The organism is Calyptranema fuscum S582, from assembly GCF_055793305.1.
Genome location: NZ_JBSLYH010000033.1, coordinates 86900 through 96953 on the forward strand (window position 1 = coordinate 86900; position 10054 = coordinate 96953).

Consider the following 10054-nt stretch of genomic DNA (forward strand, 5'->3'; position numbering starts at 1 on the left):
AAAAAATTGATAGGGTTTCTAAGGGTTTCTGGGCTAAATAGGAGAGGAATGAAGTGTAGTTCTCAACGAACCTCAATTGCAGCGGCACGACCTGTTGGTTTCAACGTCCTTATACCAAAGACAAAAACCCATGCCTGATTCACAGATCTCTGCCATCATCTGTACGCATAATCGGGAACACTACCTGGGCGCAGCGATCGATAGTTTATTAGAACAAGACTTTGATGGGCACTTTGAAGTGATTGTGGTCGATAATGCATCGAGCGATCGCACCCGTGAGGTGGTCGAAGCCCGTCTTACTAATCCCCGCTTGCACTATATTTATGAACCTGCTGTGGGTCTCTCGATCGCCCGTAATACCGGGGCAAAAGCGGCAACCAGTCCAATTCTGGCGTATCTAGACGATGATGCTGTTGCCAATCCGACCTGGCTACGGGTGCTTTATGCCGCTTACGAAGATAATCAGAAACTAGCCGTAGCAGGTGGCAAAGTTACCCTTCTCTGGTCAGCAGAGACAACGCCACCACGATGGCTCTCGGATGGCTTGGCAGGCAATCTGGGGCTTTATGATCTGGGCGATCAGGTGGTGTACATCGACCGACCTGGCTTAACCCCAAGAGGTCTGAACTATTCCATTCGCCGTCGCTTTCTCGACCAGGTTGGTGGATTCGATGTAAATTTGGGGCGAGTTGGCAAAAACTTACTATCCAATGAAGAATTGCACATGACCGAATTAGCCCTTGCCAATGGTTGGCAGGTCGCCTATCTGCCCGATGCCTTGGTGGCGCACAACGTTGCCCCCGAACGGCTACAACAGTCCTGGTTTCTCAGTCGGGGGTGGTGGCAGGGCATCAGCGAGTGTTACCGTGAACAACTGGCAGGTCATGCCGGGCCGCGCCAAATGCTGCGGGGTGGCGAACGATTCTTGCGCGGGTTATATCGCTCGATTAAATATTTACCCGATCCGGCGCAACGGTTCGACAATTTTGTCTATGCCTATGGACAAGTGGGCTATCTAAAAACTGCTATTCAGGGAATGTTAGTTACACCAAAATGGCTGAAGCGCTAAACCTAGCGTCTATCTGCCGCCCATGCGCCTGCACCTGAGCGATGGGTCACTGCCTCTGTTGTTTACCTGCGAAACCTAACTTATGACCTCAACTGCCTCTAAGCTCCCCGTTTCGGTACTGATTCCTGCCAAAAACGAAGAGGAGAATCTGCCCGCCTGTCTCGCCAGTGTTGCCAGGGCAGACGAAGTGTTCGTGGTCGATTCTCAAAGCAGCGATCGCTCTGAAGAAATTGCCCAGAGTAACGGTGCTCAGGTCGTGCAATTTAACTTCAATGGTCGCTGGCCCAAAAAGAAAAATTGGTCGTTAGAAAACCTGCCGTTTCGTAACGAATGGGTGCTGATTGTCGATTGTGACGAACGCATCACCCCAGAACTCTGGGATGAAATTGCCGAAGCGATCAAAAACCCCGATTATGCAGGCTATTACATTAATCGTCGTGTGTTTTTCTTGGGTACCTGGATTCGCCACGGCGGCAAATATCCCGACTGGAACCTGCGGCTGTTCCGCCATCAACAAGGGCGTTACGAAAACCTCAATACCGAAGAAATTCGCAATACGGGCGATAACGAAGTTCATGAACATGTTGTGCTTCAGGGCAAAGTTGGCTATCTGAAAAACGATATGGATCACATCGACTTCCGCGATCTCTATCACTGGCTAGAACGGCACAATCGCTATTCCAACTGGGAAGCACGGGTATATTACAACTTGCTGACGGGCATGGGCGAGGGTGGCACTATTGGGGCAAATTTGTTTGGCGACTCGGTTCAGCGCAAGCGGTTTCTCAAGCGCATTTGGGTTCGCTTGCCATTCAAACCGCTGTTACGCTTTATCCTGTTCTATATCGTCCAGCTCGGCTTTTTGGATGGCAGAGCGGGATATATTTACGGGCGGTTGCTCAGTCAATATGAGTATCAGATTGGGGTAAAGCTGTTTGAATTGCAACAGTTTGGTGGGCGTCTGAATGTAACGGCTGGTGCTGACACCGCAGAACCGTCTCAGACTGATCCTCAATCCCCCGCAGAAATGGTGAAGTCCTAGTGGAAACAGAGTCGCATCGGTCAACCCATACCCCACCAGCGTCGGCAGCCCCGGATTTAACGGCAGCGGCTTGGGTTGATCTGCGTCGCTATGACCAGCGCTGGTTTGATCGGGGTCGTCCGGGCTGGTTGATTTTGCTCTGGTGGCTGATCCAGGCGATCGCCTTTCCCCTGAGTCCCCATTCCCTCCATAGCATTCGCATTGGTCTGTTAAAGCTGTTTGGCGCACGCATTGGGCAAGGGGTGGTAATTCGTCCTACTGCCCGCATTACCTATCCCTGGAAAGTCGAAATTGGTGATTATAGCTGGATTGGCGATGATGTGGTGCTGTATAGCCTCGACCAGATCCGGATTGGGCAACACTGTGTGATTTCCCAAGAATGCTATCTCTGCACCGGCAGTCACGATATTCACGATCTTGCCTTTAATTTGCAAATCGCGCCGATCGACATTGGCAACGGGGTCTGGGTCGCAACCGACTGTTTTGTCGGACCCGGTGTAAAAATTGGGGCGAATAGCGTTGTGGGTGCCCGCAGTAGCGTGTTTGGCAATTTACCCGCGGGTCACATTTGCCTGGGCACACCGTGTAAACCCCAGCGTCCTCGCATCATGAATGAGACGGTCTGAAGACGTTCAGGACAGGTTGATCTTCAACCCCAATTCGTATTTCAGGTGTAACAATGCTTCAGCGTTGCCACGGGCATCGTCTAAGGCATTGTGGGTGTGGGGAGACTTGCGTAAGTGCTTAAAGTTGACAAACGTATCTTTCATCAGACCTTTATAGAGCGAGCCTAGATTGGTTGAGCTGTGCCCAAAGGGATTGCTGCCATAAAAATGGTGGAAATACCAATTGATAAACTGCCAATCGAACCCATTATTATCAGAGATAAAAAACGGCTTGCCAGAGCTTTCCGTGGCAATCCACGTGGCAAACCGCTGCATGACTGGCTCAGGTGCCTCAAATGCCAGCGTCTCCTCGCGGGTAAACTGGCAGACCTGCAAGGCTTCTGGAATCCATTGGTGGGAAATGGGTTGGATCTGGGCATAAAACGTTTTGCTGAGGGAGGGTTCCACCACGATCGCCCCAAACGAGATCATCGAATAATCTCCCGGAATTGGACCATCTGCCTCAATGTCAACCATGATGTAGCTCATCGCTTAATCTCCGCAGGAATGAAAATCTAATCAGTGATGCTCCAGATCGAGTGTCATGGTTTGGGGAAGGCGCGCGGTGCGCGCCTTCCCCAAACCATGAACCGAAGAGTTGCTGGGATGACCGTTTCTAGAAATCGCCTAAGGTGCTGTCGCTCACATGTCACCTAATATAGGCGGGTCAAAGGCTCTCTAAATATTTCAGTAAATCTGCCATTTCTTGGGGATTGGGTTGAAATTGTGGCATCGGTGGCGTTTTGCCACTGATCACCTGGTTGATTAGACCAATTCGTGATTTGCGATCGGAGACATGCTTAAGACTGGGGCCTACTTGCCCATCACCATAAAACCCGTGGCAGGTCGAACAATTCATCTGAAAAATAAATTTTCCCTGGTCAGCATTCCCCTGAAGAGAAAGGACATTGCTGATGTAGGGATCGGCATGACGATAGTGATAAACAGCAAAAATGCTCAGGCAAAGGACGGCGACGATCGTCGCCGTGGCGATCGCCACTTTGAGTAGCCAATGGCTACCTGTGGTTGTCGTGAGCTGGTTATCCAAAAGATCCCTAGTCAAAATTTAGCGCCAGTATTAAACGTTGAAATGTATATATCGCTTTTCAATTTATAACTTACCTTAAGATTTGCAGTGTAATACAACCAGAGAAATTAAGGATCTGATCGTTGCATTCACTGAAGTTTTTTGCAGAAGTTGTTTTACATCAGCTATTGCTAGCTTTAGTAGGGCAACTCAGGCGATCGGCTAGTTATGAGAATTGCTTCATAGATTTTAAGGCTTCTCTTTCAAAGAAAACACCAGGATGATGGCGGGTTCTGCTAGTTTTTTGCGATCGCCCAGCCAAATCTGGATTTTGTACATCCTCCTGAGTTTGATAAGATCAATTTCATAAAATGAGGAGATATTTGTTGTGGTAGAGCCTTTACTCTCTGGAATTGTCTTAGGTCTAATCCCCATCACCCTGGCTGGGCTGTTTGTTGCAGCGTATTTGCAATACAAGCGGGGCAATCAACTCGGTCTGTAGTCATTGCTACTTCGAAAAAACAGGGGTTTGTGTGCTCTCAGAGCATTCAAACCCCTGTTTTTTTATTGATTGGGATGTCAGCCGAGCCAGCCCTACGGAGTCACTCGGTAAAACGACAAAATCGTGTTGCCATATTTCTTCTGGCGGTATACCTCCAACCCTGAAATCGAGTCTGTCAGCTGGATCAAGTCTTCTTCTCGCCAGTACGCAGGGCTATGCTCTACTGCCAATTCTCCATCGCCTGATAACAGATGATAATGGGCGATCGCCTCAATCACAGGTCGATAGAGATCACTGGCATAGGGTGGGTCAAAATAAATCCGATCAAACGATTGCCCTGCCAGAGTGGGCAGTTTTTGTATCACATCACCTCGGATCAGGTGCACCTGTTGATGGGCTTGGGCAACGTGCCGCCAGTTATGCATGACCACGGCACAGGCACGGCTCGACTGCTCTACTCCGACCACCGCAGAGGCTCCGCGACACAAGGCTTCTGCCCCCATCGCACCCGTTCCGGCACAAATATCGAGCCAGCGACACCCCTCTATTTTGCCTTGCCAAATATTAAACAGTGCCTCTCTCACCCGTGCGGGAGTTGGTCGGGTTGCCTGACCGGGCAAGGTTTTGAGTTGTCGGTTGCCATAAATTCGCATGGTGTTCCAGGGTCTTGCTCAGCAGGGCGACGTAGACTATTTCCTCCTCCAGAAGGATTGAGTCTGACAAAAATCCTCTGATAGGATTTGATTCTAAATTGGTGATGGTCTTGAAACACGCTCTATAAATTCAACGCATTTTCCAGAAATCAATCGCCCAAACATCCAAAATATCGGCATGAATTGGACTGGAAAACCGCAGGTTTTCCAGTCCAATTCACCCTCCAAATCAGCGACGGTGAACCGTAAAGCAGGAGATCTAGAGGTTGTGCTGCCGCATGGGAGCGTCGTTCCCCTATTCCTATCCTACCGTTGGCGGCGATCGCCCTAAAACAACCGATGACATACTGGCTTGATACTGGCATGGGATCGCTCTCAGGCGGAGAGTGATAGCGGTTTTCGATCTTTTGCTCCTTTTATATCTCACTAAAATCACGACTATGAAAACCATCTTTAAGCTACGCGAGCTGTTGCAACAAGATAGCGCCGCTCTATCTGCCACCAGCACATTTTTAGGATCGGGTACAGCCACCTTAGATTGTACCGATGTGGATAGTTTGGCTCCTACGCAAATGGAGCTATTGTTTGCGGAAATGCCCGAAAATTGGGGGTTTTCAGATTTGCGAGACGTGACGTTACCCGATACGCTGTCGGATGCGCTTGCCAACCAAATTAGTCAATGGATGGTTCATCAATCGGAGCCAGATACGGCGGATGAATGGGGGGTTTCTGAGCTGACGGTAAAACGGCTGGATCAGGTGTTAGCCTTTTTGCCCCTGTTTCAAGAGGCGATCGCGTCACCAGACCAGCGGCTTTATGAAGTGAATCCCCAAGTTCAGCCGATGGAACCGTATATCTATTCGCCTGAAGTGAATCAATTTATTCAACTGTTATACGACGAAGGCTTTATCCTCCATTCGTTTGACTGGGGAATTTGGCTAGAAGAAGCCAACTCGTATCAGGTGGAGCCAGAGCGCATTCAGTCTGCCGATTTGGTCATTATCCAAAAGCTATTGACCACCCATATTCGCTCAGAAAGGTTTAAGAGTGGTCATCTAGCCCAGATGTTAGATAATGGGCACCTGGTAGCCCTGCTGCTGCGCCTCTCGGCGATTCAAGATGAGTTACGGGCGTCTGTATCCCAAAGTTCCCCGTCGAGTGGCGCTAGCGTTAGCCGCATGATGGTTGTGCGGGGGGATTTGACGCAACAGGTGGTGGATGGATTGGTCAATTCCACAGACATTGCCGTTGAATCGGAAGACGGTGTCAGTGGGGCAATTTTTCGGGCGGCGGGTGCCTCCCTCAAAGAAGAATGTCGCAAGTTACGCGGCTGTGCGGTCGGTCAGGCAAAGGTCACCGCTGGCTATGAGTTGCCTGCTCGCTGGATTATTCATACTGTGGGACCGATCTGGCAAGGTGGCAATCATCAAGAAGATGAGTTGTTAGCCCAGTGTTATCGCAACAGTTTGGCACTCGCGGCACTCTGCCCGATCCAAACGATCGCGTTTCCAGCCATCAGTACCGGACAGCATCAGTTTCCAATCGAACGAGCTGCAAAAATTGCGATCGCCACGATTCATGAGTGTTTGCAAACCAATACGACGATAGAAAAAGTCCTGTTAGTTTGTCTGGAAGGCGAGGTGTTTGATGCCTATATCGAAGCCTTAAAGAGCCTGGGCAGCGGCGAGGCAGAGCAATCCCCCATGCAACCCCAGGATCGGGGCTTTTATTCACCCTGATTCTCTTCAAATTCGTGGGGTGTGTTCGGCGATCGCCATAACGCACCATAGGTATATTAGGCAAGGGATAGGACGGTTTTAAGATCAACATTGCCGCCGCTGATCATCACGCCAATCCTGGCACCGGGGGCGTTGATTAATCCTTCGAGTAACGCAGTCGCCGCTAATGCTCCGGTTGGCTCAACTACAATTTTGAGGCGCTCCCACAGGAAAAACATCGTGCGTAGCAATGCTGCATCAGACACGGTCACCATATCGTGGACGTAGTGCAGCACCAGCGGATAGGTGAGGTCGCCTAAGCAGGGGGTGCGGGCACCATCGGCGATGGTGTTGGGGTTGTGAACGGTTTGCAGGCGTTTGCTGTGGAAAGAGCGAGTGGCATCGTCTCCGGCTTCTGGTTCGACGCCGATGACTTTACAGTGGGGAGCGAGGGTGTGAGCCGCGATCGCACAGCCCGATAACAAACCCCCACCACCACAGCAAACCAAGACATAATCCAGATCGCTCACCGATTCCAGCAACTCTTTGGCAGCCGTGCCCTGTCCGGCAATAATGTGGGGGTGGTTGTACGGAGGAATGATGCAGCACCCGCGTTCTGCGGCTAACGTTTGACACACCTCTTCCCGCGAGATTTCAGCGCGATCGTACAATAACACCTCGGCTCCATAGCCTCGGGTTGCTGCCTGTTTCACAGCCGGTGCATCTTTGGGCATGACAATGGTGGTGGGAATCGTCAGCAGTTGTCCCGCAAGGGCGATCGCTTGGGCATGGTTTCCCGAAGAATAGGTCAGCACCCCCCGTTGTCGTTGCTCTGGAGACAGTTGAGACAGGGCATTGTAAGCGCCCCTAAATTTAAACGATCCGGTTCGCTGAAAGTTTTCGCACTTAAAAAATACGTCTGCCCCTGTGCGCTGATTGACCGTACGAGAGGTGAGAATGGGAGTGAGCTTAGCGTGCCCCATCAACTGGGTTGCAGCCGCCTGAATGTCAGTGTAATCAACTGGCAGGGTTGGGGATGAACTTTGCATATTTACGAAGCAATGCTAAATTTCGATTAAGTTTGGGGGGAAGGGGCACATTTTTTGTAGTGTCATAGTCAGGCTATGTGATACCCACTTGAATAAAGTGTAATGAGGAAACTGATATGAAAAAGTTTATTCTCGGACTTTCTGTCCCTTTTGCTTTAGGTGTTTTGGTTCTGCCAGCGCAAGCCCTAGAGCAAAATCTTACCCAAACTGAGTCTGCACCGATGCTGATGAGTCAATCGGTTGATCTAGGAGCGATCGCCAATGATTTCATCGACATGATGGCAAGTGGTGATTTTGCGTCAGCCTATCAAATGTACGATAGCTCGGTTCAGCAAACGGTTAGACAGCAAAGTATTGAACAAAATTGGCAAGACATCGTTGCCTCATCAGGCAACTTCCAGGGTTGTTCGCGCGATCAAACCTCAGTCTTAGAAGAACCCGGCGCTTCAGCGGTTGTCCGGGTAACCTGCCAATTTGATAGTGGTTCCCGTGATCTGTATGTGATCTTTAGCGATGCCAATCAAGTCGCTAGTTTTTCGATCGCAGAATAACGGTTGTCCGACCCGAATAAACCACCGTAAAAAGCTGGCATTGCAATTCTCGTGAGGGAGCCGCGCTCTGCGCGGCTCCCTCATATGGTTCCACCCTTGCACCCCATTCAACCAACCTCTCGGCTGCCATAACGCTATGGATGTTTCGTGGATTGACCTGACTGCCGATCAGGAACGGGTCGCGAACGATTTAATCCAACCTTTGTGCATAGCTTGATCTAAGACCACCTGGGCGATCGCAAATAACATTACCCCTTCGCCAATCGGCAGCACCAGACCAATCACCTCTGGCAATGCCCAATCCATGCTATCGATCCGTCCCAACCCGCGTACTAAGGCAAACGCCAACACCACCCCCGACTTCAGATGGGGGTTTTGATCCTGGCGAATGACATAGCGATAGGTGACGCCAAACAAAAATCCTGAAAGTAGGGCGATCGCTCCACTGCCCCAGCCATGCCAGCCAGAGATTGTGAACAGTTGCGGGTGGGGCACCCCGATGCCATAGCGCAGCAGCAGCCCATAGACCAGATTTGCCAGCGTAAAGCCCAGTGTCGCGGCGATCGCCCCGGTTATCCCTGCTTTTAGCGATTCCAGGCGTTCTGCGAAATCAATTGATGATGGCTTCATCTCCATGCGTGCTTCCTACCCTTTCCCCTAGCAATGCCCCTAACCCAGCGGCGCACGAGTCACCTGACTCAAACTGGGATTGACATCAAAAAGTTTAGCAGTAAAGGTTTCAGCACCGGGAAGTTGCTTGATTTGGGCAACGATCGCACCGTCTAAATAAGCCTGGGCACTGGCTAAGTCCTGGAATAGATAGATGCCACCCGCTTCAGAGGTTTCAGCATTGTGAATCCAGATCTTCCAGAGTAACCCTGGCACCTGGGCGATCGCATGGGCGCGCTCCCAGGCAAATTGTTGAGCGGCGATCGCATCGGGGGGTTGATAGCGAAAGTTAATCTGAAGCAGTTGAGGGGTCTCTGAAGCCATAGGATTTCTCAGGGGATGGGAAGGGTGCTGAGGGTTGGGCTGTAGCAGCCGAATAACTGGTTGGGATAGGGGCGCAGGGGCACAGCCCCCGGACAGGGGTGGAACCCCTGCACCCCATTTTGAACTAGGGTCATGAATTTAATAAGATCGGGTATTGAATCGTTTGAAGGGGCGAACGGTCGTTCGCCCATACAACAAATCATCGAAGTTATTTAATTCCCCTTCCCTAGGTACATAGCGCTGTATCAGGGCAAGTCTAGGGAAAATTTTGGCGTTGGAGCTGTCGCCACTCGTGCACAGCAAACGGCGGGATGACCATTTTCGTTTCACCCTGCTTCAATGGCAATACCAGATGTAACGGTGCGTTCGAGTCTAGCTGCGCCATGATCGATCGCATGTCATATTCTCCAACATTGGGCGAAAAATCGGGCGGTGTTACGTTGGCGGCAGTCCAACGGTCTCCCAACCCCATGTCGAGCGTCAGCGGTTGCGGATGGTCAAATTCTGCCACACCGGGAAAGCCAACTAACCGCAAATTCAGGCTTTTCACCTGATTTCCCTGGACTCGTTGATACAACACCATCTGCCACGCCTGCCCCGACTGGTCACGCAACGTTTGTAGCGATCGCTGCATCACCTGCTCGGCTCCCTCCGGATACACATGAATCGACGCCGCACTCATTGGCGGCAGACCCACGATCACCCATCCCATCCATAAACCAACCACCAAAAAATAGACCAATTGTTTCACAAACCGCTTCACTACGTTCACCCCCCTATCCCTC

Annotated in this window: 15 protein-coding genes; 7 read left to right on the forward strand and 8 right to left on the reverse strand. The window is 50.8% G+C overall.

What is annotated here, in order from left to right; all coding sequences use genetic code 11:
* Window positions 1-130: 130 nt before the first annotated feature.
* From ACR6Z4_RS20905 to hpsU, 3 genes are all read left to right on the forward strand, one after another.
* Entirely contained in the window at window positions 131-1069 is a 939-nt protein-coding gene (locus ACR6Z4_RS20905; protein ID WP_479719257.1) for a glycosyltransferase family 2 protein, read from the forward strand.
* Window positions 1070-1151: 82 nt separating this feature from the next.
* Window positions 1152-2111 carry a glycosyltransferase family 2 protein gene (locus ACR6Z4_RS20910; protein WP_479719258.1) on the forward strand — a complete coding sequence of 320 codons (960 nt, stop codon included), beginning with the start codon at window positions 1152-1154 and terminating at the stop codon, window positions 2109-2111.
* Window positions 2112-2191: 80 nt separating this feature from the next.
* The gene (hpsU, locus tag ACR6Z4_RS20915; RefSeq protein ID WP_479719272.1) at window positions 2192-2737 is read left to right on the forward strand and encodes a hormogonium polysaccharide biosynthesis acetyltransferase HpsU; all 546 of its coding nucleotides are present in this window, start codon (window positions 2192-2194) and stop codon (window positions 2735-2737) included.
* Between the two features lie 6 nt (window positions 2738-2743).
* On the opposite strand, the gene ACR6Z4_RS20920 is transcribed toward hpsU, so the two are convergent.
* Together ACR6Z4_RS20920 and ACR6Z4_RS20925 are read right to left on the reverse strand one after the other, a co-directional pair.
* Window positions 2744-3265 (reverse strand): 3'-5' exonuclease, encoded by a 522-nt coding sequence (locus tag ACR6Z4_RS20920; protein ID WP_479719259.1) that lies wholly within the window; start codon window positions 3263-3265, stop codon window positions 2744-2746.
* Window positions 3266-3443: 178 nt separating this feature from the next.
* Entirely contained in the window at window positions 3444-3824 is a 381-nt protein-coding gene (locus tag ACR6Z4_RS20925; protein WP_479719260.1) for a c-type cytochrome, read from the reverse strand.
* 367 nt (window positions 3825-4191) lie between these two features.
* Between ACR6Z4_RS20925 and petG the strand changes: the two genes are divergently transcribed.
* Window positions 4192-4305 (forward strand): cytochrome b6-f complex subunit V, encoded by a 114-nt coding sequence (gene petG, locus ACR6Z4_RS20930; RefSeq protein ID WP_075600448.1) that lies wholly within the window; start codon window positions 4192-4194, stop codon window positions 4303-4305.
* Between the two features lie 92 nt (window positions 4306-4397).
* Here the strand turns inward: petG and rsmD are convergent, their stop codons facing one another.
* Entirely contained in the window at window positions 4398-4958 is a 561-nt protein-coding gene (gene rsmD / locus ACR6Z4_RS20935; protein ID WP_479719261.1) for a 16S rRNA (guanine(966)-N(2))-methyltransferase RsmD, read from the reverse strand.
* A 178-nt stretch (window positions 4959-5136) separates the two neighbouring features.
* Between rsmD and ACR6Z4_RS20940 the strand changes: the two genes are divergently transcribed.
* Together ACR6Z4_RS20940 and ACR6Z4_RS20945 are read left to right on the forward strand one after the other, a co-directional pair.
* A complete protein-coding gene (locus ACR6Z4_RS20940; RefSeq protein WP_479719262.1) occupies window positions 5137-5289 on the forward strand; it encodes a hypothetical protein in 153 nt (50 codons plus the stop codon).
* A gap of 109 nt (window positions 5290-5398) precedes the next feature.
* Entirely contained in the window at window positions 5399-6697 is a 1299-nt protein-coding gene (locus tag ACR6Z4_RS20945; protein ID WP_479719263.1) for a macro domain-containing protein, read from the forward strand.
* A 56-nt stretch (window positions 6698-6753) separates the two neighbouring features.
* Here the strand turns inward: ACR6Z4_RS20945 and ACR6Z4_RS20950 are convergent, their stop codons facing one another.
* Window positions 6754-7725: a threo-3-hydroxy-L-aspartate ammonia-lyase gene (locus ACR6Z4_RS20950; protein WP_479719264.1), complete on the reverse strand. Its 972-nt coding sequence runs from the start codon at window positions 7723-7725 to the stop codon at window positions 6754-6756.
* A 116-nt stretch (window positions 7726-7841) separates the two neighbouring features.
* Here ACR6Z4_RS20950 and ACR6Z4_RS20955 point away from each other — a divergent pair, with 116 nt between their 5' ends.
* The gene (locus tag ACR6Z4_RS20955; protein ID WP_479719265.1) at window positions 7842-8276 is read left to right on the forward strand and encodes a DUF3887 domain-containing protein; all 435 of its coding nucleotides are present in this window, start codon (window positions 7842-7844) and stop codon (window positions 8274-8276) included.
* A gap of 168 nt (window positions 8277-8444) precedes the next feature.
* Here ACR6Z4_RS20955 and ACR6Z4_RS20960 read toward each other — a convergent pair whose 3' ends face one another.
* From ACR6Z4_RS20960 to ACR6Z4_RS20975, 4 genes are all read right to left on the reverse strand, one after another.
* Window positions 8445-8906 carry a hypothetical protein gene (locus ACR6Z4_RS20960; RefSeq protein WP_479719266.1) on the reverse strand — a complete coding sequence of 154 codons (462 nt, stop codon included), beginning with the start codon at window positions 8904-8906 and terminating at the stop codon, window positions 8445-8447.
* 39 nt (window positions 8907-8945) lie between these two features.
* Window positions 8946-9269 (reverse strand): YdhR family protein, encoded by a 324-nt coding sequence (locus tag ACR6Z4_RS20965; RefSeq protein WP_479719267.1) that lies wholly within the window; start codon window positions 9267-9269, stop codon window positions 8946-8948.
* A gap of 8 nt (window positions 9270-9277) precedes the next feature.
* The gene (locus ACR6Z4_RS20970; protein ID WP_479719268.1) at window positions 9278-9403 is read right to left on the reverse strand and encodes a hypothetical protein; all 126 of its coding nucleotides are present in this window, start codon (window positions 9401-9403) and stop codon (window positions 9278-9280) included.
* 122 nt (window positions 9404-9525) lie between these two features.
* A partial coding sequence (locus tag ACR6Z4_RS20975; protein WP_479719269.1) for a DUF3122 domain-containing protein occupies window positions 9526-10054 on the reverse strand: 529 nt, incomplete at its 5' end.

Bases quoted from the DNA above. Each gene is read 5' to 3' on its own strand.
- ACR6Z4_RS20920 (WP_479719259.1), bottom strand. From the start codon at position 3,265: ATGAGCTACATCATGGTTGACATTGAGGCAGATGGTCCAATTCCGGGA.
- ACR6Z4_RS20965 (WP_479719267.1), bottom strand. From the start codon at position 9,269: ATGGCTTCAGAGACCCCTCAACTGCTTCAGATTAACTTTCGCTATCAA.
- ACR6Z4_RS20940 (WP_479719262.1), top strand. From the start codon at position 5,137: ATGAATTGGACTGGAAAACCGCAGGTTTTCCAGTCCAATTCACCCTCC.
- ACR6Z4_RS20905 (WP_479719257.1), top strand. From the start codon at position 131: ATGCCTGATTCACAGATCTCTGCCATCATCTGTACGCATAATCGGGAA.
- ACR6Z4_RS20970 (WP_479719268.1), bottom strand. From the start codon at position 9,403: ATGACCCTAGTTCAAAATGGGGTGCAGGGGTTCCACCCCTGTCCGGGG.
- rsmD (WP_479719261.1), bottom strand. From the start codon at position 4,958: ATGCGAATTTATGGCAACCGACAACTCAAAACCTTGCCCGGTCAGGCA.
- ACR6Z4_RS20950 (WP_479719264.1), bottom strand. From the start codon at position 7,725: ATGCAAAGTTCATCCCCAACCCTGCCAGTTGATTACACTGACATTCAG.
- ACR6Z4_RS20960 (WP_479719266.1), bottom strand. From the start codon at position 8,906: ATGAAGCCATCATCAATTGATTTCGCAGAACGCCTGGAATCGCTAAAA.
- ACR6Z4_RS20945 (WP_479719263.1), top strand. From the start codon at position 5,399: ATGAAAACCATCTTTAAGCTACGCGAGCTGTTGCAACAAGATAGCGCC.
- ACR6Z4_RS20955 (WP_479719265.1), top strand. From the start codon at position 7,842: ATGAAAAAGTTTATTCTCGGACTTTCTGTCCCTTTTGCTTTAGGTGTT.
- ACR6Z4_RS20910 (WP_479719258.1), top strand. From the start codon at position 1,152: ATGACCTCAACTGCCTCTAAGCTCCCCGTTTCGGTACTGATTCCTGCC.